The organism is Actinomycetospora flava (assembly GCF_037400335.1).
In the GTDB taxonomy this organism is placed as follows: Bacteria; Actinomycetota; Actinomycetes; order Mycobacteriales; family Pseudonocardiaceae; genus Actinomycetospora; species Actinomycetospora flava.
This window is the reverse complement of sequence record NZ_JBBEGM010000013.1, coordinates 186454-210624: the sequence shown is the minus strand read 5'-3', so window position 1 is coordinate 210624 and position 24171 is coordinate 186454. Positions and strand designations below refer to the sequence as shown.

The following is a 24171-nucleotide window of genomic DNA, read 5'->3' as shown; positions in this document are numbered from 1 at the left end:
GACCAGCGCGCTGGACCGGGTGCGCCCCAGAGTGACGAACGAACGGCGCTTTCGCTGCTTCGGAAGCAGCGAAAGCGCCTTTCGTTCGTCCGGGGCTGCGGCGTACGGCGGAGCGGACTAAGCGGTCCGGCCGATCAGGTCGGCGAGCAGGTCCAGGCTCGCGTCGACCCCCGGCGCGGCGTACATCGGGTCGACGAACACGTCGGTGAACCCCGTGCGCTCGACGAGGCGCCGGGTGCCGTCGGCGATCTCCGCCGCGCCGACCCCGGCGGCGACGTTGATCCGCAGCGCGGTGCCGACGTCGGCGGGGTCGCGGCCGGCCTCCTTCGCGGCGCCGTCGATGGTGGCGCGGAAGCTCAGCAGGGCGTTCGCCTGCCGGTCGAGGTCGATGCTGGGCAGGCGCCCGACCGGCAGCCAGCCGTCGGCGCGCTGCCCCACTCGGCGCAGCGCGGACTCGGTCCACGCCGAGAGGTAGACCGACGGGCGGGATGCCGGGGTCTCGACGTGCACGGCCGGCAGGGGGAACCGCGGACCCCGCAGCGGCGCCGGCGTGCCCGACCAGAGCGTGTCGAGGCCGTCGAGCAGCTCGTCGAGCCGGGCGCCGCGGGCGTCGAAGCCGAGCCCGGCGCCGGCGTACTCCTCGGGGGACCAGCCGATCCCGAGCCCGGCAAGCAGCCGTCCGGGCGCCAGCGCGCCGATGGTCGTCAGCGAGCGGGCGAGCACGGCGGGCGGGTAGAGCGGGCCGACGAGCACGCTGGTGCCGAGCGTCGCGCGCCTCGTGGCGGTGGCGGCGACGGCGAGCAGCGCGAACGGGTCGAGCGCGCGGCGGAACTCGACGGGGATGGTGTCGGTGCCCCCGTAGCCGACCTGCGGGTCGACGGCGGCGAGCAGCCGGTCGCCGACCCAGAGGCTCGCGGCGCCCGCCTCCTCGGCGCGGGCGGCGAACTCCCCGATCCTGGCCACCTCGTCGGCGGCGTCCCCGAACTGCGGCAGCGTGGTCCCGAGTCGCACGGTGATCAGTCTGTCCCTCCCGCGCGCGGCGGGCCGACGGGGGCGGTGCGCCCGGCTATGGTCCCGCCATGAAGGTGGGGGTGCCGCGGGAGGTCAAGGACCACGAGGACCGGGTCGCGCTGACGCCGATCGGCGTCACCGAGCTGGTCCGCCGGGGCCACGAGGTCCTGGTCGAGACCGGGGCCGGTGTCGGCTCGGCGATCACCGACGACGCGTTCCGCGACGCCGGGGCGACCGTGATCGACGCCGCCGACGAGGTCTGGGCCGCGAGCGACCTGCTGCTCAAGGTCAAGGAACCGGTCCCCGAGGAGTACCACCGCCTGCGTCGCGACCAGGTGCTGTTCACCTACCTGCACCTCGCGGCCTCGCGCGAGTGCACCCAGGCGCTGCTCGACGCGGGCGCCACCGCCGTCGCGTACGAGACCGTGCAGACCGAGGACGGCGCGCTGCCGCTGCTCGCGCCGATGAGCGAGATCGCCGGGCGCATGGCGCCGCAGGTCGGCGCGCACCACCTCGAGAACGCCCAGGGCGGGCGCGGCGTGCTGCTGGGCGGGGTGCCCGGCGTGCGGCCGGGGCGGGTCGCCGTGATCGGCGCGGGGACCTCCGGGCTCGCGGCCACGACGATCGCGGTCGGGCTGCGCGCGTCGGTGGAGGTGCTCGACGTCAACGTGCGCGCCCTGCGCCGGGTCGACGAGATCTTCTCCGGCAGCGTGCGCACGGTGCTGTCGAGCACCCCCGAGGTCGAGCGCGCCTGTCGCGAGGCGGACCTCGTCATCGGCGCCGTGCTCGTCCCGGGCGCGAAGGCGCCGGTGCTGGTGCCGAACGAGCTCGTGGCGCAGATGCGCAGCGGGTCGGTGCTCGTCGACCTGGCCGTCGACCAGGGCGGATGCTTCGCCGACACCCGCCCGACGACCCACGCCGAGCCGACGTACCGGGTGCACGACTCGATCTTCTACTGCGTCGCGAACGTCCCGGGCGCGGTGCCCACGACGTCCACGCGGGCGCTCACCGGCGTGACGCTGCCCTACGTGGTGGCGCTCGCCGACCGGGGGCTCGCGGACGCCGTGGCCGCCGACCCGGCGCTGGCGAAGGGCGTGAACGTCGTCGACGGGGAGCTGACGTCGGCGGCCGTCGGTGAGGCCCACGACCTGCCGGTGCGCCCGTTGGCGGAGGTGCTGCCCGGGTGACGGCGCCGGACGCGGCGGTCACGATCTACCTCGACCACCTGCTCGTGGAGCGGGGGACGGCGGAGAACACGCTCGCGTCCTACCGGCGCGACCTGCGCCGCTACCTCGAGCACCTCGAGGCGGCGGGCGTGCGGGACCTCGCCGACGTCACCGAACGGCACGTCGGCGACTTCCTCATCGGCCTGCGCACCGGCGCCGGCGGGCGCGCGCCGCTGGCGACGGCGTCGGCGACCCGGGCCGTCGTCGCCGTCCGGGGGCTGCACCGGTTCGCGCTGGCCGAGGGCATGGTCGCGGTCGACGTGGCGCGCGAGGTGCACCCGCCGGCCCCGCCGCGCCGGCTGCCCAAGGCGCTGGACGTCGCGACCGTCGGGCGGCTGCTGGAGTCCCGCGGCGGCGAGGCCGACGACCTCGCCGGCGTCCGCGACCGCGCGCTGCTCGAGCTGCTGTACTCCACCGGCGCGCGGATCTCCGAGGCCGTCGGGCTGGACGTCGACGACGTCGACACCACCCAGCGCGCGGTGCGTCTGGCCGGCAAGGGCGGCAAGCAGCGGATCGTGCCGATCGGGCGCCCGGCGCTCGCCGCGCTGGAGGCGTACCGGGTGCGGGGGCGGCCGGGGCTCGCGAGCCGGGGGCGGGGGACGCCGGCGCTGTTCCTCAACGCGCGGGGTGCGCGGCTGTCGCGGCAGAGCGCGTGGGCGTCGCTGCGCGAGGCCGCCGACCGCGCGGGCATTACCGGCGACATCTCCCCGCACACCCTGCGGCACTCGTTCGCGACGCACCTGCTCGACGGCGGCGCGGATCTGCGCGTCGTGCAGGAGCTGCTCGGCCACGCGTCGGTGACGACCACGCAGATCTACACCCAGGTCACCGTCGACACCCTGCGCGAGGTCTTCGCGATGGCCCACCCCCGCGCCCGTTCCCTGTGAGTGCTTTCCTGCCCTATAGGGCAGGAAAGCACTCACGTAGGAAGCGGTTCCAGGTGCAGGGGGAGGCCGTCGGCGGGGACGGGCAGCGAGGTGTTGTCCCAGCGCGGCTCGTAGCCCGGCGCGACGGTGATCCGATGGTTGCGCAGCAGCTCGTGCAGGATCGCCGTGACCTCCAGCGAGCCGAACAGCATGCCCAGGCACTTGTGCACGCCGCCGCCGAACGGGATCCAGGCGTCGCGGTGCGCCTTGTCCTCCCGGCGCGGCTCGGCGAAGCGCTCGGGGTCGAAGACGTCGGGGGCGGTCCAGATCGCCGGGTCGTGGTGGTTGGTCGCGCCGGCGGCCATGACGAGCTGCCCCGCGGGCACGAAGTGGCCCAGCAGCGCGGTGTCCTTCACGGTCCGGCGCATGACCACCGGCACCGGCGCGGCCAGGCGCAGCGACTCCTTGATGACGAGGTCGAGCGTGCCCAGCGACTGGAGGGCGGCGAGGTCCGGCGGGCCGTCCCCGAGCGCGAGGGACTCCGCGCGCGCCTTCTCCTGCCACTCCGGGTTCGCCGCGAGGTAGTAGGCCGCGGCCGCGCTGGTGATCGTCGAGGTGTCGTGGGCGGCCATCATCAGGAAGATCATGTGGTTGACGACGTCGTCGTCGGTGAACGCCTCGCCCTCCGGGGTCCGGGCGCGGCACAGCACCGAGAACAGGTCGTCGCCCTCGCCGGCCCGTTTCGCCGGCAACGCCGCGCGGAAGTAGCGCTCGAGCAGCGCGCGTCCCCGCAGACCCGCGCGGTAGCGGGTGCCGGGCAGGTCGTGGCGGACGATCGAGCTCGCGGCCTGCACGCAGTCCATGAACGCCTGGTTGACCGCCTCGGCCTCGGGCCCCGAGCGGTCGTCCATGAAGACGTGGGTGGCGACGTCGAGGGTCAGGCGCTTGAGCATCGGGTAGATGCGCAGCTGCTGCCCACGGGGCCAGGACGGGATCTCCTCGCGGAGCACGGGCACGGTGCGGTCGACGTAGCCCCGGATGCGCGGCGCGGTGAACGCCTCCTGCATGACGCGGCGGTGCACGCGGTGGTCGTCGCCGTCGAGCAGCATCAGCCCGCGGTGGAAGAAGTCGTCGACGAGGAAGCGCCAGCCGTCCTGGGAGTAGGCCTTGTCGGGGTTGGTCAGCACCTCGTGGGTGGCGTCGGGGCCGGCGGCGATGACGACGTGCTCGCCGACGAACCCGCACCACGACACCGGGCCGAGCGCGGCGTGACGGGCGCGGGTGAAGGCGCTGCCGTAGCGGATGTAGGACAGCGTGTGCCCGATGACCGGGGGACCGGCGTCGCCGGGGACGGGCTCCAGGCCCGACCCGGCGGGCGGAAGGGCCAGGGGCTCGGTCCGGCGCGGGCGGGTCTTCTCGAACAGACGGCGGTCGACGCCGGCCGGCATGGGCGTGAGGACGACGGACGACAGGCGCTCGCCCGTCGCGGTACGGACCAGGGACACGGCCACCTCCAGGACACCGGGACGTGCTGCGTCCGCACGCTAGACACGAATCAGGTTTGTGTCCACATACGAGACAGGGCGATCGGATGCGTCTACGCTCGCCGCGTGCCCGCCCGGACGTTCGCCGACCGCGCCCGCGGCCTCGTGCGCGACGAGGCCCTCGAGCGCGCGGCCGAGCTGCTCGTCGCCGGGGGCTGGCGCGGGCTGCGGCTGCAGGACGTCGCCGACGGCATCGGCGTGAGCCGCCAGACGCTCTACAACGAGTTCGCGAGCAAGCAGGGGCTGGCGGCGGCGCTCGTGCTGCGCCGCACCGAGGAGTTCCTGGCCCGCCTCGAGGCCGCGCTGGACGGCGAGGACGACCTGTACCGGGCCTGGGTCGAGGCCGTGCGCACCACGCTCGACACCGTCGCCCGCGACCCGCTGCTGCGCGTGCTGCTCACGGGCCAGGGCGCCGAGGAGCTGCTGCCCCTGCTGACCAGCGAGGCGGAACCGCTGATCACCGCGGCGCGCGACCGGGCGGCGGCGTTCCTGCAGCGCCGGCGCCCCGAGCTGGACGCGGGCACGGCGAGCGCGGCCGCCGAGATCGCCGCGCGCCTGACGATCAGCCACGTCGTGCTCCCGCTGCACGCGCCCGACGTCGTCGCCGACCAGATCGCGACCACGGTGATCCGCTACCTGGCCTCGCCTACCCCGCCAGGCCGAACGTGAGTGCTTTCCGCCCCCATAGGGGCGGAAAGCACTCACAGAGGGGTCAGGGGGCGCGGCCGACGAGGGCCACGCCGACGGCGCCGAGGGCGGCGACGACCGCGAAGGCGTAGAAGCCCCAGGGGTACGCGACACCGGCCTGGAGCAGGGCGCCGCCGAGGATCGGGCCGGCGATCGCGCCGAGCCGCCCGACGCCGCTGGCCGTCCCGAGCGCCGTGCCCCGGGCCTCCGCGGGGTAGAGCTGCGACACGTACGCGTAGACGAGCACCTGCGCGGAGAACACGAAGATGCCGGCGAGCAGCACGCTCACGTACACCCCGATCCCGGGCAGGCGGATCGACAGCAGCGCGAGGAACAGCGTCGCCGCGGCGAACCACGCGATCGTCGCCGGGCGCACGCCGGTCCGGTTGGCGACGGTGCCGGCGAGCAGGAGCCCGAGGATCGCCCCGATGTTGAGCACGAGCAGCAGGGCCAGCGCGGCACCGAGCTCGTAGCCGGCCGAGCGCATGATCTCGGGCAGCCAGGTGTTCAGGCCGTAGACGAGCAGCAGGCCCATGAACGACGCGATCCAGAACGCGATCGTCGGGCGCGCGAGGCCGTCGCGGAAGAGCGTCGCGAGCGGGTTGCGCCGTTCGCGGCGCCAGCTCGAGTCCTTCGCGCCCCGCCGCTGCAGGAACTGCGCGGACTCGGGCAGGCGCATGACGATCAGCGGCAAGAGGATCACGGCCGGGATCGCGCCGGCGACGAACATGGACTGCCACCCGAGCGACGGGATCAGCAGGATCCCGAGCAGCGCCGTCGCCACCGCGCCGACGTGGTAGCCGGTCATGAGGATCGTGGTGGCGCTGCTGCCCCGGCCCGCGGGGGCGTACTCCGCGACCAGCGCGAGCGCGACCGGCAGCACGCCGCCGAGCCCGAGCCCGGCGAGGAAGCGCAGCACGCCCAGCACCTCGGGGTTGGGTGCGAACGCGCACGCGAGCGTCAGCACCGAGAACCCGGCGACCGTCGCGATCATCGTCGCCCGGCGTCCGATGACATCGGCGATCGGCCCGACGGCCAGCGCGCCGACCATCACGCCGAGCAGCCCGACGGTGACCACCACCGAGGCCCCGGCCGGGTCGAGGTCCCAGCCCGGGTCGCGCAGCAGCACGGGCAGCACCACGCCCAGCACCACGAGGTCGAAGCCCTCCAGGGCCACGGCCGACCAGCACAACGGGCGTACCCAGCCCGCGTGGGCGGCGCGTGGCGTGGTGGCGGTCGAGGATTCGGTCGTCATCGTTCACGTCCTCATCGGTCGACGGGTCGGGTCGACGGTGAGCGCGGAGTATGCGAGTGGTCACACCATGGCGTCGCCACAGCTTCCGTTCACCGGGAGATCGTGACGGAAACGGGCAGCCGCTGTGGCCGTGGGTGACGAGAGCGTCTCGTGACCCACGACGCCCGGCGAGTCGCGCGACGGCGTGCCCGACGCGCCTCCTAGGCTGATCGCACGAGCACACGGCCGGGCACGCGAGGGAGGGACACGCGATGTCGAACCCGCAGCCGGTCCTCTGGTCACACGGCGAGCAGCCTCCCGAGGGCGGCGCGGACGGGGCGGTCGAGCCGTCCGGCGAGGTCCCCCCGGGCCGCCCGCGCCGGCACGTCCCGATCCCCGGGCCTCTCGACGGGCACGGTCCGGCGACGGTCCTCGCGATGTGCAACCAGAAGGGCGGCGTCGGCAAGACGACGTCCACGATCAACCTCGGCGCGGCGCTCGCCGAGTACGGCCGGCGGGTGCTGCTGGTCGACTTCGACCCGCAGGGCGCCCTGTCGGTGGGCCTCGGCGTGCAGCCCCACCAGCTCGAGACCACGATCTACAACCTGATCATGGAGAAGGGCGTCACGATCGACGACGTCATCCGCCCGACCACGGTCGAGGGGATGGACCTGCTCCCGTCGAACATCGACCTCTCGGCCGCCGAGGTCCAGCTGGTCACCGAGGTCGGTCGCGAGCAGACCCTCGGGCGCACGATCGGGCCGGTGCTCGACCGCTACGACTACGTCCTCGTCGACTGCCAGCCCTCGCTCGGTCTGCTGACGGTCAACGCGCTGGCCTGCGCGGACGGCGTGCTGATCCCGCTGGAGTGCGAGTTCTTCAGCCTGCGCGGGGTCGCCCTGCTGATGGACACGATCGAGAAGGTGCAGGACCGGCTGAACCCCAAGCTGGAGATCACCGGCATCCTGGCCACCATGTACGACCCGCGCACGCTGCACACGCGCGAGGTGATGACCCGCGTCGTCGAGGCGTTCGGCGAGCTCGTCTTCGACGCCGTCATCAACCGCACCGTGCGCTTCCCGGAGACCACCGTGGCCGGCGAGCCGATCACCCGGTGGGCCTCGCGCTCCACCGGCGCCGAGGCGTACCGCGCCCTGGCCCGCGAGGTCATCGCCCGGTGACGCTCGCGCCGGAGAGATCCGAGGCCCCGGAACGGTCCCGGTTCCAGGTCAGCCTGGACAACTTCACCGGGCCCTTCGACCTGCTGCTCCAGCTCATCGGCCGTCACGAGCTCGACGTCACGGAAGTGGCCCTGAGCCGGGTCACCGACGACTTCATCGCCTACACCGCCGCGCTGGGCGACGACGCCGACCTCGAGGAGACCACGGGCTTCCTCGTCGTGGCGGCGACCCTGCTCGACCTCAAGGCCGCCCGGCTGCTGCCCCAGGCCGAGGTGGAGGACGAGGACGACCTCGCGCTGCTCGAGGCGCGCGACGTCCTGTTCGCGCGCCTGCTGCAGTACCGCGCGTACCAGCAGGTCGCGGCGCTGTTCCGCGAGCTCGAGGGCGCGGCGCGCATGCGCTACCCGCGGGCGGTCACCCTCGAGCCGCGGTTCGCCGAGATGCTGCCGCCGGTCCAGCTGGGGGTCGACGCGGACGGCTTCGCCGAGCTCGCGGCCGCCGTCTTCCGGCCCAAGCCGCCCCCGACGGTCGGCCTGGACCACCTGCACGCCTCGACGGTGTCGGTGCCCGAGCAGATGACGATCCTTGCCGGGCGGCTCCGGGAGCGGGGCGACGCGACGTTCGCCGAGCTCGTCGCCGACTGCTCCGAGGGCATCGAGGTCGTGGGACGCTTCCTCGCGGTGCTCGAGCTGTACCGGGCCCGCGACGTCGCCCTCGACCAGCCCGAGGCGTTCGCCGAGCTGCGCGTCCGCTGGGCGCCCGGGGGTGACGCGGGCAGCGCCAGTGCGACCGGGGAGGACGAGTGAGCGACGGCGGGACCGACCCCCTCGAGGAGATCGAGGAGTCCCTCGCGTCCGACACCGAGCTCGTCGCGGCGCTCGAGGCGGTGCTGCTGGTGGTCGACGCGCCGGCGCCGACCGACCAGCTCGCCGACGTCCTCGGCCAGCCCGTCGCCCGCGTCAAGGAGGCGCTCGAGGGCCTGGCCGCCGAGTACACCGAGCGCGAGCGCGGCATGGAGCTGCGCGCCGGCGGCGAGGGCTGGCGGCTCTACAGCCGCGACCGCTTCGCCCCGTACGTCGAGCGCTTCGTCCTCGACGGGCAGCGCACCCGCCTGACCCGCGCCGCGCTGGAGACCCTCGCCGTCGTGGCCTACCGCCAGCCGGTGACCCGTTCGCGGGTCGCGGCCGTGCGCGGCGTCAACGTCGACGGCGTCATGCGCACCCTGGCCGCGCGCGGGCTGATCATCGAGGCGGGCACGGACGTCGGCGGCGGCACGCTCTACAGCACCACCGAGCTCTTCCTCGAGCGCCTGGGTCTGCAGTCGATCGACGAGCTCCCGCCGATCGCGCCCCTGCTGCCGGATGTGGACGACATCGATGAGTGAGATCCGCCGGACCACCGGTGGCGCCACCCGGGGCACGGTCGCCGACGGCGTCGCCTCCTTCCTCGGCGTGCCCTACGCCGCCGCACCCGTGGGGGCGCGGCGCTTCGCACGCCCCGAGCCCGCAAGCTGGGACGGCGAGCGTGACGCCACGCGCCACGGCCCGACCGCGCCGCAGCTGCGCCCACGCCCGGGCATGCCGGACATCAGCCCGGTCACCGGACCCGGCTGGGTCGCCGGCGACGACTACCTGACCGCGGACGTGCGCACGCCGGACACCGGCGACGGCCGGCTCCCGATCATGGTCTTCGTCCACGGCGGCGCGTTCACCGCCGGCACGTCCCGGGCCACCGCCTACGACGGCACCCGGCTCGCACAGCAGGGCGCGGTCGTCGTCGCGATCAACTACCGGCTCGGCGTGCCCGGCTTCGCCGCGATCCCCGGGGTCGTCGCCAACCGCGGGCTGCACGACCAGATCGCCGCGCTGCGCTGGGTCCGCGACAACGCCGCGGCGTTCGGCGGCGACCCCGACCGCATCACGGTGTTCGGCGAGTCCGCCGGTGCCCTGAGCATCGCCGACCTGCTCGCCGCCGCCCCGGCCGGCCTGTTCCGGCGCGCGATCGTGCAGAGCGGCGGCGGGTCGCACGTGCTCGCCCCGGCCCAGGCCGCGGTGACGACGCGGGCGCTCGCCGACGGCCTCGGCGTCGACCCGGCCGGGCTGGTCGACGTGCCGGACGACGCGCTCGTCGGCGCGGTGGGCGCGCTCGCGGTGAGCCCGCCGGACCTCGCCGTGCAGGGCCTGCGCGACCCGTTGATGGGTCTCTCCCCGCTGGCGCCGGTGATCGACGGCGACCTGCTCGACGGCCAGCCGGTCGACGCGCTCGCCGCCGGCGCGGCCGCCGACGTCGACCTGCTCGTGGGCGTCAACGCCGAGGAGATGGCGCTGTACTCGATGGTCGGCGCCGCGCTCGGGCTGCCCGCGCCCGGCGAGGACGAGGTCCGCGCCGTGGTCGCGCGCCTGCACCCCGACCCCGACCGGGTGCTCGCCGCGTACCGCGATGCGCAGCGCGGCACGACCCCCGCCGGGCTGCACGACGCGATCCGCACCGACGTCATGTTCGCCGTGCCCACCCGCCGTCTCGCCGACGCCCACACCGGACGGACCTGGCGCTACGAGTTCGCGTGGGGCTCCGGCGACGGCGTCGGGGCCTGCCACGGGCGCGAGCTGCCGTTCGTGTTCGACGCCGTCGACCGCATCGACACCGGCGCGTTCGCCGTCCCCGACACCGAGGAGACCCGCGCGCTCGCCGCGCGAATGCGCACGGCGTGGGTGGCGTTCGCCTGCGACGGCGACCCGGGCTGGCCGTCCTACGCGGCCGCGGCCCCGACGACGCGGCGCTTCGACGCCGTCGACGACCTCGTCGACACCCCGGACGGGCCGGAGCGGGCGCTCTGGGACGGGCTGCGCTAGACGGGCGCCACCTCGCCGAACCGCACCGCGAGCTCGGTCAGGAACGCGTCGGCGAGGCGCTCGACGGCGTCCGCGTCCGGCGAGATGCGCGCACCCGGCGCCAGGCCCAGCACCGAGCGCTCGGGCTCGTACCTGATGACCTTGTTCGGGGTCAGCACCCCGTCGTGGTCGAGCAGCGACTCGGCGAGCAGCTCCAGCTCGGTTACCGGGTTCGTGTCCTTGCCCGACTCCGCGCGGATGCGGTGCACGAAGCGGCGGTCGAGCGCGAGCAGCAGCGCGGTCGCGAGCGCGGGGTCGTCGTGCACCCGCAGCGCCGCGACCTCCGCGCGCACCGCGGTGCGTGCCCGGTCGATCTCCTCGGCGGTGAACGTCTTGCGTCCGAGCATCGTGCGGCCCTCCTCGTTCGGCGTCCTCACCGTGTGGTCGCGCCACGGCCCGCGAATGTGACGAGAAGGCCTGCGTAGGCTGGAGAAGGCGATCGAGCGAGGGAGCGGTGTGAGCGGGTCCGAGGGCGGCGGAGAAGGGGTCCGCCTGCAGAAGGTGCTGGCCGAGGCGGGAGTGGCGTCGCGGCGGCAGGCGGAGATCCTCATGCGGGACGGCCGCGTGGAGGTCGACGGCAAGGTCGTCAAGGAGATGGGCATCCGCGTCGACCCGGACACGGCGGTCATCCGCGTCGACGGGTCCCGGATCGTCACCGACCAGGAGACCGTCCACCTCGCGCTGAACAAGCCCGAGGGGATGCTCTCGACGATGTGGGACGACCAGGGCCGGCGCTGCGTCGGCGACGTCGTCCTCGAGAAGGCCGAGGGGCAGCGGCTGTTCCACGTCGGGCGGCTCGACGCGGCCACCGAGGGACTGCTGCTGCTGACCAACGACGGCGAGCTCGCCAACCGGCTGATGCACCCGTCGTACGAGGTGCCCAAGACCTACCTCGCCGAGATCAGGACCCCGATCGCGAAGGACCTGGGGCGCCGGCTGCGCGAGGGCGTCGAGCTCGACGACGGCCCGGTCGCCGTCGACAGCTTCAAGGTGATCGACCGGTCGGGCGCGCGGGTGATGGTGGAGGTCGTGCTCCACGAGGGCCGCAAGCACATCGTGCGGCGCATGCTCGAGGCCGTCGACAAGCCGGTGCAGCGGCTCGTGCGCACCGCCGTCGGCGACGTCCGGCTCGGCGAGCAGCGTCCGGGCACGCTGCGCAAGCTCGGCCGTGACGAGGTGGCCTCGCTGTACCACGCCGTGGGCCTCTGACCGGCGGTCGAGCCGCGCGAGCGCGTGGCGCTACGGACATCCAGCGTCAGCGACGCCACGTCGCTGACATTTCGCGCGCCGTCCAGGGCACAATGGTCTTCCGAACGCACGATGGTCGACGTTCGGGAGGCACACGGGTCATGGACGGGACGCTGCGCGGGGTGGTCGCCGTCGACGGGCCCTCCGGGACGGGCAAGTCGACCACGGCGCGCGGGCTCGCGATCCGGCTCGGCGCCCGCTACCTCGACACCGGCGCCATGTACCGGGCGGTCACGCTCGCGGTGCTGCGCTCCGGGCTCCCGCTCGACGTCGCCACCACCAGCGCGGACGGCAGCGACGACGTCGCCGCGGTCGCCCTCGGGGCGCGCGTGACCGTGTCGACCGATCCCGCCGAGCCCCGCGTGCGCCTCGACGGCGAGGACGTCGCCGCCGAGATCCGCGGGTCGGCGGTCACCGGCGCGGTGTCCGCGGTGTCGGCGCTGACCGCGGTGCGCCACCACCTCGTCGACGAGCAGCGGCGCATCGCCGCCGAGGCACTCGAGGACGGCGCCGGGATCGTGGTCGAGGGCCGCGACATCGGCACGGTCGTGCTCCCGGACGCCGGGCTGAAGGTGTTCCTCACCGCCTCGGAGCTCGTGCGGGCCGGCCGTCGCGACGCGGAGAACACCGCCGCGGGCCGGGCCGACAGCCCCGACTCCCGCGCCGACCTCGCCCGGCGCGACAAGCTGGACTCCTCCCGCGCGGCCTCGCCGCTGCGGCCGGCGGACGACGCGGTCGAGGTCGACACCTCGACCCTGGACATCGAGGGCGTGCTGGACCGCCTGCAGGACCTCGCCGAGGACCGCGATATGATCGTCGGCTTCGCCGACGCGGGAGTCGGCACTCACAAGGGATAGACATTGAACGAGGAAGGGCCCGCTGTGCTCGCCGAGGGCGACGCAGGAACGGGCAGTTTTTCCGAGGGCGTCGACACGCCCCCCGTACAACCGGTGCTCGCCGTGGTCGGGCGCCCCAACGTCGGCAAGTCGACGCTGGTCAACCGCATCCTGGGCCGCCGCGAGGCCGTGGTCCAGGACGTCTCGGGCGTGACGCGCGACCGCGTCGCCTACGACGCCCTGTGGAACGGGAAGCGGTTCACGCTGCTCGACACCGGTGGCTGGGAGCCCGACGCCAAGGGCATGCAGGCCGCGATCTCGGCGCAGGCCGAGACGGCGATGGCCACGGCGGACGTGATCCTGCTGGTGGTCGACGGCCAGGTCGGCGCGACCGCGGTCGACCAGGCCGTCGCGCGCACCCTGCGCCGCTCCGACCGGCCGGTGATCCTGGCCGCCACCAAGATCGACGACTCGCGCGGCGAGGGCGAGATCGCGGCACTCTGGCGCCTCGGGCTCGGCGAGCCGCACCCGGTCTCGGGCCTGCACGGCCGCGGGTCGGGCGACCTGCTCGACATCGTGCTCGACGCGATGCCCGACAGCCCCCGCGACGACGTCGACCTCGACGCCGGACCGCGCCGCGTCGCGCTGGTCGGCAAGCCCAACGTGGGCAAGTCGAGCCTGCTCAACCAGCTCACGGGCGAGACCCGCTCGGTGGTCGACGCGGTCGCCGGCACCACCACCGACCCCGTCGACTCGCTCGTCGAGATCGACGGCGAGACCTGGAAGATCGTCGACACCGCCGGCCTGCGCCGCAAGGTCGGCCAGGCCTCGGGCACCGAGTACTACGCGTCGCTGCGCACCAAGGCCGCCATCGAGGCCGCCGAGGTCACCGTGCTGCTGCTCGACGCCTCGGAACCGATCAGCGAGCAGGACCTCCGCGTGGCCTCGCAGGTCGCCGAGGCCGGCCGGGCGCTCGTGCTGGCGATGAACAAGTGGGACCTCGTCGACGAGGACCGCCGCCACGCCATGACCCGCGAGCTCGAACGCGCGCTCGTGCGCTTCCCCTGGGTCGAGCGGGTCAACATCTCCGCGCGCACCGGGCGGGCGGTGCAGAAGCTCGCGCCGGCCATGCGCACGGCGCTGGAGAACTGGGACCGGCGCGTGCCGACCGGGCAGCTCAACCAGTGGTTGTCCGACGTCGTCGCCGCGAAGCCGCCGCCCGTGCGCGGCGGGAAGCAGCCGAAGATCCTGTACGCGACGCAGGCGCAGAACCGCCCGCCGACGTTCGTGCTGTTCACCTCGGGCTTCCTCGAGGCCGGCTACCGGCGCTTCCTCGAGCGCATGCTGCGCGAGACGTTCCCGCTGACCGGCACGCCCGTGCAGATCAACGTGCGCGTGCGTGAGAAGGGGAAGCGCGGAGGACGCAAGCGCTGATACATTCCTAGGACTTCACCGTCCTGAGGAGTGATCCCGGTGCTCGATCTCGGCCCCGCCGCGCAGGAGATGGCGCGCGTCGTCGCGCTCGTCGACGACGACCGGCTCGACCGCCCGACCCCGTGCGGCGACTGGCGGGTGCGCGACCTCGTCGGCCACCTCCTGGCCTTCGCGGGGCACTTCATCCGCGTCGCCCGCCACGACGCGGGCGGGGCGGGCGGGGCGCCGGAGGACCTGCCGAGCGACTGGAACGCGGTGCTCCAGGGCCGTCTGACGAGCCTCGCCGAGGCGTGGTCGCAGCCCGAGGCGTGGGAGGGCGAGGGCAGCGCGGGCGGGCTGACCATGCCGAACGCCCAGCTCGGCGTGGTCGCGCTCGAGGAGCTCGTCCTGCACGGCTGGGACCTCGCGCAGTCGATGGGGGCGGAGTTCGCCGTGCGCGACGAGGACCTCGCCGCCGTCGCGGAGTTCGTCACGCAGTTCGAGCACGCGCCGGACGAGCAGCGCCAGGGGCTCTACGGCCCGGTGGTGCACGCGCCCGCGGACTCGGAGCTCGACCGCGTCCTCACCCTCGCGGGCCGGGACCCGGCGCAGCCGGTCGGTTAGCGGGGCACGCCCGGCTCGGCGGCCCGGGCGTCGGCCTGGTGGACGGCCACGAGCGTGTTCTTGAGGGCGCCCATCAGCCGGTCGGCGCCGATGCGGACGACGTCGACGCCGTGCTCGTCGAACGCGGCGAGTCCGTCGCGCAGGGCATCGGCCATCTCGACGGCCAGGCGCCGGTCCTCCGCCTCGAGCGCCGCCGTCCCGTGGTCCCGGCGGGCAGCGTGCGCCGGGAGCGCGCGGATCCACGCCAGGCGCCGCCGGTAGCCGTCGACGTCCATCCCGGGGGCGCACAGCGACGTCGTCGGCGCGGCGATCCGGTCGAGCTCCTCGTCGAGGAACGCCTCGAGCGCCGGGGCGACGGCGTCGTGGGCGGCGTCCCGGGCGATGGCGTCGAGGCGTCGCACGGCCCGTCGCCAGCCGGCGTGGAGCTCGCCCAGCGGCAGGAACCGCAGGCCGGCGTCGTCCAGGACGACACCGCCCGCGCTCCCGAGGTCGGGGCCGGGGTCCTCCGGGACCTCCGGCGTCTCGGGGACCCAGCGCACCGTGTGCGCCCCGACCGTCACGACGTCGTCGGGCCCGAGCGCCCGCCGCGTGACCGGCTCGTCGCCCAGCCAGGTGCCGTTCGCGCTGTCGAGGTCGACGAGCACGACCCGACCGTCGTCCGACTCGAGCCGGGCGTGACGGCGGGAGACCATGCGGTCGGAGAGGACCAGGTCGACGCGGTCGGGGTCCCGGCCCAGGACGACCGGCAGGGTGACGACGTGCTCGGTCTCGGCGCCGTCCTCGGTGATGACGCGCAGCCGCAGCGTCCCGTCGTCAGCCACGGCCGTTCCCTCGTGGGTCGCCGACCTCGACCGCCACCGGGTGGGCGAGCACCGCGCGGCAGACGTCGGTCCGCGACACCGTGCCCACCAGGTGTCCGTCCTCGACCACCGGCAGCCGGCGGATCCCGCGGTCGACCATGATCACGGCGGCCTCGGCGACGTGGCTCCCGGGCCCGACCGTGATCGGGTCGGTGCGCACGAGCGGGTCGACGGGCCCCTCGCCGCGGTCGCCGGTCCTCGCGAGGAACGCCTCGAACGCCGCCGTCACGCTGCCGCCGGCCTGCCGCGCCTCCGCCGCGGTGGGCAGCAGTGCCCGCACGAGATCGCCCTCGGAGAGGACGCCGACGAACCGGCCCGCGGCGTCCACCACCATGAGCTGCCCGACCTCCGAGACCGCGATCAGCTCCGCGGCCCGGTGCAGCGTCGTCCCCGGGCGCACCGTGGCGGGGAAGCGGGTCATGACCTCCGCGACCTGCACGGCGGTCACCGCGACGCCGGGGGCCGCTGCGGCACCCAGGTCGTGTCGGTGGCGGGGGAGGAGGCCCGCCGTTCGGGGACCCAGGTCGCGTCCGTGGCGGGGGAGCTGCGGGCCCGGCGGGGCGCGATCGTCTCCTCGACGCCCGCGGGCGGGGCCGGCGCGGGCGGCTCGGCAGGCTCCTCGGCGGGCACGGCGTTCGCGGGGACGGCCCGGGCCGCGCGCCGCTCCCGTCGTCGGCGCACGAGCGTGCGCACGCGGGGGAACCACACCGGGAAGATGATCAGGGCGATGACGAGGACGACGAGGATCGTCAGCCAGGGCTGGGCGACGTACTCCCGAGCCAGCCCGCCGAGCCGCGAGTTCCAGGTCATGACCGACAGCACGATCATCGCCCAGAGGCAGATCGCCGAGAGCACGCCGAAGACGAGCAGTCCGACCTGCTTCGGGCCCGGGCGGCGGCGGGCCCGGATGTCGCGCAGGAAGCCCCCGGTGAAGTAGGCCTTGGCCTCCTCCTTGAGCCGGGGCATCCGCAGGGCGTCGGCGAGCGCCTGATAGCCGTCGAGGGGGACCAGCGGGATGAGGTTGAACAGGGTGTTCAGGTAGAGCCCGGCCGCGAGGGTGAAGCAGACGCCGGCCGCACGGGGGTCCGGGACGGTGAGCGCGGCGATCGACGCGCCGCCGGCGAGCCCGACCGTCGTCAGCGGCCCGGAGATCGCCACGACGATCCGCGACCAGGACGTCCCGAACCACATGTCCGAGGTGTCCACGAACGCGAACGGCACGCCCATCATCAGCAGGAAGCCGCCGCGGTTCACGCGCCGCCCGTACGACTTCACCGCCAGCGCGTGGGCGAGCTCGTGGATCGTCGTCGCCACCACGTAGCCGGCGAGGGTGGCGACGAGTCCGACGATCCCGGCGCCGCCGAAGTCGAAGAGCAGCTGCTGCGACGAGGCCGCGACGAAGGCGGCGAGCCCGCCGAGCGCGAGCGCCCACAGCAGGATCACCGCGGGCAGCGTGAAGAACCGCCACGCGAAGCCGTGGTAGAGCTTCTCGGCCAGCGGGTCCAGGCGCTTGACCGAGAGCTCCACGCGGATGAGGTTCTTGACCACCGCTCGGCCGAAGCGCTTCCAGAACGTCAGCTCCTCGACGTCCCCGGGCAGGCCGCGGACGAGGCCGGCGTCGTGCAGGGCCCGCACGGTCGACTCGATGCGGGGGAGGGCGAGCTCGCCGTACTCCTCGAGGTAGGCGAAGAGCAGGTCGCGCATCGAGTGCTCGCCGTCGAGGCGGTGCCAGAGGAACACGTCGCGCTCGTCGAGACTCAGGTACGCGTGGGTGCGGGTGTTGCGCAGCACCCAGTGCTCGGCGTCGACCTGCTTGAGCGCCCACCCGCTGCGCCGCCGCGGCACCGCGTCGAGCGGCTCCGTCGCCGGTGGCGGCTCGTCCTCGCCGTCGGCGGTCTTGCCCAGGACGGTGCCCGCGATGTCCTTGACCTGCGTCCGGTCGCCCATCGCCGCCGACCGCGGCTGGTCGAACAGCACCGCGACGTCGCCGACGTGCACGGTGGTGTGGTCGGCGAGCGCGACCGGCGCGCCCGGCGTCAGCTCCTGCTCGGCCCCGGTGAGCGGGGTGACCGTCGTGCCGTTGAAGGAGCCGAGGTCCTCGACGACGTACCCCGCGGCCGTGCGCGTGACGGTCGCGTGGTGGCGCGAGACGCTCGGGTCGTCGAGGACGACGTCGTTGTCGGCGTCGCGTCCCAGGGTCACCGACGCCCCGTCGAGCGTGACCCGCTGCTCGCGCATCCCGGCCGACGCCACCCGGTAGACCAGCGAGGGCGGGGCGAACTCGGCGACGCTCGCGCCGGGGCGCAGGGCGCCGCAGCGCAGGCAGTAGGGGAAGTCGCGGCGGACGTGGACGTGGCAGGAACGGCACAGCATGGTGGTCTCCGGGGGATGCGGGGGATCAGAACCAGTCGCTCCAGACGGCCGAGACGCCGCCGTACTCGACCCTCTGCATGCGGCCGTCCGCGTAGGTGACGGTCTTCTCGTAGTGGTAGGTCCCGACGCCGTCCTGGATCTCGGTGCTCGGGCTCTCGTGGATCACCGTGTTGCGCCAGTCCGCTCCGGCCGGGAACGACATCTCGACGACGTCCTCGCGGCCCTCCCACGACGCGAAGATCTCGATGTGCCCGTCGTGGAAACGGAAGATCTGCAGGTTCCCGCGGTGCAGGGTGACGTTCTCCTCGACGGGGACGTCCGTGGGTGTCGCGGGCTCGGGTGCCGGGGTGCTGACCGGCGGCGCGGTCGGTGCTGCCGGTGCCGTCGGCACGGGCTGCTCGACGATCGCGCCGTCGCCACCGCGGACGATCGGGACGACCCGGCTCGTGTCGTCCGCCAGGTGATGGGTGCGCGTGCCCGTGCCGTCCGGGCGGACGACGGTGTCGCTCGTCCCCACACCGTCCGCGCCGAAGACCGTGGTCGTGACCGTGCCGTCGGGCGAGGTCTGGACGCGCTCCGTGCCGCCGTCAGGGGTCGAGCGCATGACGATGGTGGTGCCGTCGTCGAGGTGGGTGACCGCGTTGCCGTCGGCGTCGTAGAGGACGGTGCCGTCGACCGGGCCGCCGGAGTCGCCGGCCGTCTCGGTGCGCGTCCCGTCCGGGTGGCTGACCACCGAGTACCACGACCCGTCCGACTCGTAGTGGGTCTCCGTGGTGGTCCCGTCGGCCGTGCCGGTCATCTCCCAGTCCAGGCCGCCCTCGCCGTAGGTGGCGCTGCGCCAGGAGCCGTCGGCGTCCCTGGTCGAGACCTGCGTCGTGAGGTCGCCGGTGCCGTAGCTCTCGCCGGTGCCGCCGCGACCGTCCTGCGAGGTGCGCGACCAGCTCCCGTCCGGCGACAGGTCGGTGCGGGTCTCGGCGCCGCCCGGGCCGGTCGTCGTCGTGATCCGGTGGCCGTCGGCGGTGTCGACGACCGTGGTCACGGCACCCGTGGCGGGTGCGTCCGGCGGGATCTCCGGGGGCGCCCAGTTCTGCGCGCTGGCGTCCGCGTGCTGCGAGTCGTGGTGCACGACGCGTCCGGCGACGTCGGTGGTGAAGGCGTCGGTGTCGCCGTCCGGGAAGGTGTAGATCCGCGTCGTCGAGCCGTCGGGGTTGTCCACGTCCCGCACGGTGACCCGCACGGTCTCGACGGATCCGTCCGACGAGGTGATCGTCGCGAGATGACCGCCGGACGCGGTCGGTGTCACGACCGTCTCGACCCGGGTCTCGCCTCCGGGGTGGTCGACGGTGGTGAACAGCGCGGTCGGGTGGGCCGCCGACGGACCCCAGGTGGTCTGGCTCCACGTCCCGTCCGGCCGGGTGGTCTCCGAGCCGAACGGCTCGCCGGCCGCGGTGAGGGTCACCGTGCCGTCGGGCGCGGTCCGCACCGTGACGTCGACACCGTCCGGGCTCGCCGTCCGGATCGCGGTCGTGCCGTCGGCCTCGGTCCAGGTGTCGGTACGCACGCCGGTCGGATCGACCGTGCGGCTGATCTCCGCCGTGGTCCCGTCGCCGTAGCGGACCTGGACGGTCTGCGTGCCGTCGGGATGGGTCGTCGGGGCGGTGCGCACGACCCCGCCGTGGTAGCTCGCGTTGGGGTCGGTGGGCGCGGCCGTCGGCAGCACGGCCGCGGTCGATGTCGTGACCGCGGGGACGGCGACGAGTCCGGCCGCGGCGGCCTCCGTGACCGGACGGTCGGGGGAGCCCGTCTCGGCGCCGCGACCCGTGTCGACGTCATCGCCGCCGACCTCCGGCGGCGTCGACCAGTGCGCCATCCGCGGGGTGCCGTAGCTGTCGTAGCCGTTCTGGCCCCAGACGACGGTCTCCGCGCTCCCGTCGGGGTGGCGCAGGACGACGACCTCGCCCTCCGTGCCCCGGATCACGCCGGGGACCGACTCGACGATGCGGGTGCCGTCGGGGCCCTCGACGGTGACCGACGCCGCGCCGGCGGACCCGCTGCCCCACGTCGTGATCGTGGTGCGGCCCGTGGCGTCGGTGTCCACGCGGCGGTACTCCATCGTCCCGGGCTCACGGTCGTTCGGCGTCGAGGGGTCGCCGTACGAGGTGAACACCGTGCGGGACCCGTCGGGGTGCTGGGTGACCTCGGTGAAGGGGTAGAAGATGCTCACCCGCCCGCCGAGGGACAGCGTGGTGACGGTCCCGTCGGGACGGGTGGTGACGGTCTGGTTCGGTTCCATGGCGCCGTCCGTGCCGGTCGGCAGCCAGCTCTGGCGCACGGTCGTGCCGTCGGGCTCGGTCCAGGAGTCGTAGGTGGCTCCGTGGGTGCGGTCGTACTGCCGCAGCACCTGGGTGGTGCTCCCGTCCTCGTGGTGGACGAGGACGGTCGTGCCGCGGACCGACTCGCTGACGACCTCGTGCCCGGTGACCCGGCCGGGGTAGTCGGCAAGGGCGCGGTCGACGACGTCGACGGGCTCGCCGTCCGGCCCGCCCGCGGGGACGACCACGGCGTCCTGGTCGGTCGGCGTGCCCGCCGCGTCGCCGAACGCGATGTTCCGGTCGGCGTGCTGGGCGCTCTTCGGCGCGCTGGACGAACCCCACGCGCTCTCGCCCCCACCCGGGTTCGGGGTGGAGCCGCCGACGAGGTTCCAGCTCGCGTCGTACTGCCGGGTCGGCCCGTCCGGCTCGGTCATCGTGTAGCCGGTGACCGTGCCGGTCTGGTCGTAGTGCGTCGTCGTGTCCGGGCTCCCGCCCTGGTTGGCCTGGTTGTACCGCACGTCGGCGCTGGACGAGCCCCACGCGCTCTCGCCCCCGCCGGGGAGCGGTGAGGACCCGCCGACGAGGGTCCCCTGCGCGTCGTAGTGCTCGGTGGCGCCGGTGGGGAACGTGACCGTGCGCCCGAGGTACATGCCGTCGGGGTCGTGGTGGGCGGTCGTGAGTCCCGCGATCTGGTTGACGCCGCCGCCGTTCTGATGGATCCCGTCGCCGGTCCCCGGCGGGCTCGACGAGGCCCAGCCGCTCTCGCCCTGACCGCCGGGGCCCGGCCCCGAGCCGCCGACCAGCTGCCCCCGCGCGTCGAACGACAGCGTGCTGCCGTCGACGTAGGTGAAGGTCCGGCCGGTGATCGACCCGTCGGGTGCCCGGTGCTCCGTCACGGTGCCGGAGTGGCCCGGGTCCACCGCCCACGTCGTGGTCCGGGTCTCCGACCAGCCGTGATCCGCGTGCGGAACCCGCTCGACGACCACCTGCCTCATCGATGTACCGAGCTGGTTCACGCTGACGACGTCGGTCGTGGTCGTGATCGTGCGGCCGTCCGGGAAGGTCGCGGTGCGGATGGTCCGGGCGAACCCCTCGTCGTTCTGCTGATGGTGGACGAGCTCGGAGTGACCGTCGGTGTGGTGGGTGACGACGTCGGGCCGGACGCCGTGGTTGACCACCTGTGTCTCCACCCACGAGCCGTCGGGCTGGCGCTCCATGGTCCAACGCCCGAGGACCGTCTCGGTGCCCTCGTACGGGTCCCGCCAGTAGTCGACGCGGGTGCCGGTCCCGTCGGGGGAGACCGCGCGTTCCTGCTGCGTGCCGTCGGGCATGAAGACGAGGGAGTGCTCGACCCCGGCCCCGTCGACGGTCGGGATGAGCGGGTGGGCGTCCGGCAGCGGCGAGAGGTAGGGCCGCGGATACGCGACCCCGGAGCTCCCGCTGTGCGAGCCGTGGGCGTCGGGCGCGGTGGTGGCGGTCGTGGTGGCCGTGCCGTCCGCGGTCGTCTCGGTGCGGCTGCCGTCGACGTGCACCTCGACGAAGCGTCCGCCGGCCGATGTCGACTCGAGGGCGATCCCGGGGACGGCGTCGGTGAAGGCGATGTTCCGGTCGGCGACGAGGCCCTGGGGCGCGGACGCCGGCGCCTGACTCGTGGCGGAGGCGCTCTCGCCACCCTCGCCGCCGCGGGTGTAGTGCCCGGTCACGGCGCCGCCGGCGTCGCGGTAGGTGGTCGTGGTGCCGCGGACGTCGGTGACCGTGGTGGCGGTGGAGCCGTCCGCACGCGTCACCGTCGTCGTCGTGACGACGTTGGTCACCGTGCCGGTGGTCCCCTGGTAGTCGGCCGTGCGCTCGACGACGACCACGTCGCCGTCGGGATCGTGGGTGTCGGTGTCGGTGATGACGATGTGGGCCGGGCTGCCGGGCACGTGTGGGTCCGACCCGAACACGCTCACCTGCGTGTCGTCCGCGTCGATGGGGGGCCAGTTCCGCCAGAGACTGCGGTCGAGCTCGGAGTGCATGAGACCGCCGGCCCCGTACACCGAGGTCCCTTCGGGCCCGCCGATGCGGACCCATCCCTGGCCGGGGCCCTGGAGCAGGGCGTAGCGCTCGGTGACGGTGCCGTCGGGAGCGGTGTTGACCTGCTCCCCGCTGCCGTCGGGGCGGATGATCGTGGTGACGGTGGTGCCGTCGGGCAGCGTGGCGATCGTGCCGTGGGTGCCGTCCTTGCCGCCGATCGCGCCGGTCATCTGCGCGTCGGCGGGGAGGAAGGGGTTGCCGCGGGACTCGGCGAGCATCGCCGGCGGCGCGAAGGGGCCGGGCTCGACGGTCTCGCGGACGACCTGGCCGTAGGCGTCGCGCACGGTCGTGAGGCTGTCGCCGTTCGTGTTGGTGACCGTCGTGGTCGAGCCGCCGTCCGCGGTCGCGGTGTGCTGGACTCCGGGTGGGGGCTTGGCGATGGCCCAGCCGTACTCGCCGTCGCCGGAGGGGCCGCCGCCGCTGACGAGGTTGCCGTGACCGTCGTAGTGCTGGGTCGAGCCGTCCGGGAAGGTCGCCTCGTAGCCGGTGACCGTGCCGTCGAGGGCGTGGTGGGTGATCCGCTCCGTCGGGGCGATCGAGGTCTGGTAGATCTCGGTCGGCGCCCCGGTCTCGGACCAGCGGCCGTCGGCCTGATAGGTGTACGAGACCGGCTCGAACCGGCCGAGGGGTCCGGGTGTCGTCGAGGTCGACGCGCCGCTGACCCGGGTCTCCACCCAGGAGCCGTCGGGCTGGCGGGTGATGGTCCAGACGGTGACGGGGTCGCCCATCGAGGCGATGGTGCTGTCGGTGCGGGTGCCGGTGCCGTCGGGCTCGATGACCCGATTGATGATCAAGCCGTGGTCGAACACGGTGGAGCGCTCGGTGCCGTCCGGCTCGACCTCGACGGGATCGACGAAGACCCCGGGCCGTGTGGAGAGGAAGGGCCGGTCGGCGTAGGACGTCGCCTCGCCTGAGTCCCCCGGTCCGGCGGTGGGCACCGCGGGGACGACCGGCGTCGCCACCGGGCCGGCGCCGACCGCGGTCGCGAGAGGAGCGGCTGCCGGGGCGTCGGCCGACGTCGTCGTGGCCGGGGCGACCTGGGGGTCGGTGGCCGGCGCACCGGTCGTGGCGAGAGGCGCCGGCTCGGACTCTGGTCCTTGCCCGGATGCGGCCTCGTCGTCGGACGGCGTCTCACTGGTACCGGGCTCCGCGGGCGCCGACGACGACGGTGCCGATGCGGCCGCGTCGCTCTCGCTCCCCGCCCGCCCGCTGCCGGCGTCGCCCGTCTCGTCGGTGCTGTCGTCAGTGCTGTCGGCGGTGCTGTCGGGTGTCGTGGCGGAGTCGGAGGTCGAGTCGGCGTCGCTGTCGCTGTCGCTGTCGCTGTCGCTGTCGGTGTCGCTGTCGGAACCGGAGGAGCCCGAGTCGTCGTCCGCTGTGGAGTCCGCACTCGAGTCGTCGCCGGAGTCGGAACCCGAGTCGGAGTCGGAACCCGAGTCGGACTCCGACTCCGAGTCGGAGTCGGAGCTGGAGTCGGAGCTGCCCGGGTCGCCGCCCGAGTCACTCCCGGAGTCGCCGCCCGAGTCACCGCCCGAGTCACCCCCGGAGTCGCCGCTGTGCAGGTCGCCGCCGAAGAACAGCGCCGACCGGGACAGGCGTTCCTCGAGACGTTGCGGCGAGCGCCGGGTGTCGTCGACGACGAGTGCGGACAGGGTGGTCATGTCCTCGGCGGACAGCCCGTGGTCGGCGGCGACGCGGTCGGGGAGCTCGCGGACCGCGCGGGCGAACTCGCCGTCGGTGGCGAGGCGGGCGATCGCGCTGCGCAGGGGTGTCTCGGTCACGGGAGGCTCCG

19 protein-coding genes are annotated in these 24171 nt (G+C 74.3%); 11 read left to right on the top strand and 8 right to left on the bottom strand.

Annotated features, from left to right (window positions below; genetic code table 11):
* Positions 1-117: 117 nt before the first annotated feature.
* Positions 118-1011 (bottom strand): LLM class flavin-dependent oxidoreductase, encoded by an 894-nt coding sequence (locus WCD58_RS26905; RefSeq protein WP_337706181.1) that lies wholly within the window; start codon positions 1009-1011, stop codon positions 118-120.
* 68 nt (positions 1012-1079) lie between these two features.
* On the opposite strand from WCD58_RS26905, the gene ald reads away from it, so the two are divergent.
* Positions 1080-2198: an alanine dehydrogenase gene (gene ald, locus WCD58_RS26900; protein WP_337706180.1), complete on the top strand. Its 1119-nt coding sequence runs from the start codon at positions 1080-1082 to the stop codon at positions 2196-2198.
* Positions 2195-3124: a site-specific tyrosine recombinase XerD gene (locus tag WCD58_RS26895; RefSeq protein ID WP_337706179.1), complete on the top strand. Its 930-nt coding sequence runs from the start codon at positions 2195-2197 to the stop codon at positions 3122-3124. Before ald ends, WCD58_RS26895 begins: the two co-directional genes overlap by 4 nt.
* A gap of 32 nt (positions 3125-3156) precedes the next feature.
* Here the strand turns inward: WCD58_RS26895 and WCD58_RS26890 are convergent, their stop codons facing one another.
* A complete protein-coding gene (locus tag WCD58_RS26890; protein ID WP_373696294.1) occupies positions 3157-4551 on the bottom strand; it encodes a cytochrome P450 in 1395 nt (464 codons plus the stop codon).
* Positions 4552-4713: 162 nt separating this feature from the next.
* Here WCD58_RS26890 and WCD58_RS26885 point away from each other — a divergent pair, with 162 nt between their 5' ends.
* Complete coding sequence (locus WCD58_RS26885; protein ID WP_337706177.1) at positions 4714-5316, top strand: TetR/AcrR family transcriptional regulator; 603 nt, start codon at positions 4714-4716, stop codon at positions 5314-5316.
* Between the two features lie 43 nt (positions 5317-5359).
* Here WCD58_RS26885 and WCD58_RS26880 read toward each other — a convergent pair whose 3' ends face one another.
* A complete protein-coding gene (locus tag WCD58_RS26880) occupies positions 5360-6589 on the bottom strand; it encodes an MFS transporter (protein ID WP_337706176.1) in 1230 nt (409 codons plus the stop codon).
* A 251-nt stretch (positions 6590-6840) separates the two neighbouring features.
* Between WCD58_RS26880 and WCD58_RS26875 the strand changes: the two genes are divergently transcribed.
* From WCD58_RS26875 to WCD58_RS26860, 4 genes are read left to right on the top strand one after another with little or no spacing between them, the layout of a single operon-like run.
* On the top strand, positions 6841-7749 hold the full coding sequence (locus WCD58_RS26875; protein ID WP_337706175.1) for a ParA family protein: 909 nt from the start codon (positions 6841-6843) through the stop codon (positions 7747-7749).
* Positions 7746-8555 carry a segregation and condensation protein A gene (locus WCD58_RS26870; RefSeq protein ID WP_337706174.1) on the top strand — a complete coding sequence of 270 codons (810 nt, stop codon included), beginning with the start codon at positions 7746-7748 and terminating at the stop codon, positions 8553-8555. The genes WCD58_RS26875 and WCD58_RS26870 overlap by 4 nt, the downstream gene beginning before the upstream one ends.
* Positions 8552-9133 carry an SMC-Scp complex subunit ScpB gene (gene scpB / locus WCD58_RS26865; protein WP_337706173.1) on the top strand — a complete coding sequence of 194 codons (582 nt, stop codon included), beginning with the start codon at positions 8552-8554 and terminating at the stop codon, positions 9131-9133. Before WCD58_RS26870 ends, scpB begins: the two co-directional genes overlap by 4 nt.
* Positions 9126-10601 carry a carboxylesterase/lipase family protein gene (locus tag WCD58_RS26860; RefSeq protein WP_337706172.1) on the top strand — a complete coding sequence of 492 codons (1476 nt, stop codon included), beginning with the start codon at positions 9126-9128 and terminating at the stop codon, positions 10599-10601. The genes scpB and WCD58_RS26860 overlap by 8 nt, the downstream gene beginning before the upstream one ends.
* Here the strand turns inward: WCD58_RS26860 and WCD58_RS26855 are convergent.
* Positions 10598-10987, bottom strand: a complete 390-nt coding sequence (locus WCD58_RS26855) for a hypothetical protein (protein WP_337706171.1) — start codon at positions 10985-10987, stop codon at positions 10598-10600. The two genes, WCD58_RS26860 and WCD58_RS26855, sit on opposite strands and share 4 nt — an antisense overlap.
* A 109-nt stretch (positions 10988-11096) precedes the next feature.
* Between WCD58_RS26855 and WCD58_RS26850 the strand changes: the two genes are divergently transcribed.
* The 4 genes from WCD58_RS26850 to WCD58_RS26835 all read left to right on the top strand — a co-directional run bounded on the left by WCD58_RS26850 (position 11097) and on the right by WCD58_RS26835 (position 14761).
* On the top strand, positions 11097-11849 hold the full coding sequence (locus WCD58_RS26850; RefSeq protein ID WP_337706170.1) for a pseudouridine synthase: 753 nt from the start codon (positions 11097-11099) through the stop codon (positions 11847-11849).
* 140 nt (positions 11850-11989) lie between these two features.
* Positions 11990-12745: a (d)CMP kinase gene (cmk, locus tag WCD58_RS26845; RefSeq protein ID WP_337706169.1), complete on the top strand. Its 756-nt coding sequence runs from the start codon at positions 11990-11992 to the stop codon at positions 12743-12745.
* A gap of 24 nt (positions 12746-12769) precedes the next feature.
* Entirely contained in the window at positions 12770-14158 is a 1389-nt protein-coding gene (gene der / locus WCD58_RS26840; RefSeq protein ID WP_373696293.1) for a ribosome biogenesis GTPase Der, read from the top strand.
* Between the two features lie 39 nt (positions 14159-14197).
* Entirely contained in the window at positions 14198-14761 is a 564-nt protein-coding gene (locus WCD58_RS26835) for a TIGR03086 family metal-binding protein (RefSeq protein WP_337706167.1), read from the top strand.
* Here WCD58_RS26835 and WCD58_RS26830 read toward each other — a convergent pair.
* The 4 genes from WCD58_RS26830 to WCD58_RS26815 are packed head-to-tail and all read right to left on the bottom strand — an operon-like array spanning position 14758 to position 24160.
* Complete coding sequence (locus WCD58_RS26830; protein WP_337706166.1) at positions 14758-15582, bottom strand: FHA domain-containing protein; 825 nt, start codon at positions 15580-15582, stop codon at positions 14758-14760. The two genes, WCD58_RS26835 and WCD58_RS26830, sit on opposite strands and share 4 nt — an antisense overlap.
* Positions 15575-16060, bottom strand: coding sequence for a CBS domain-containing protein (locus WCD58_RS26825; protein WP_337706165.1), 486 nt, complete (start codon positions 16058-16060; stop codon positions 15575-15577). Before WCD58_RS26825 ends, WCD58_RS26830 begins: the two co-directional genes overlap by 8 nt.
* A gap of 5 nt (positions 16061-16065) precedes the next feature.
* On the bottom strand, positions 16066-17994 hold the full coding sequence (locus WCD58_RS26820) for an FHA domain-containing protein (RefSeq protein WP_337706164.1): 1929 nt from the start codon (positions 17992-17994) through the stop codon (positions 16066-16068).
* Between the two features lie 25 nt (positions 17995-18019).
* Positions 18020-24160 carry a hypothetical protein gene (locus WCD58_RS26815; protein ID WP_337706163.1) on the bottom strand — a complete coding sequence of 2047 codons (6141 nt, stop codon included), beginning with the start codon at positions 24158-24160 and terminating at the stop codon, positions 18020-18022.
* Positions 24161-24171 lie beyond the last annotated feature (11 nt).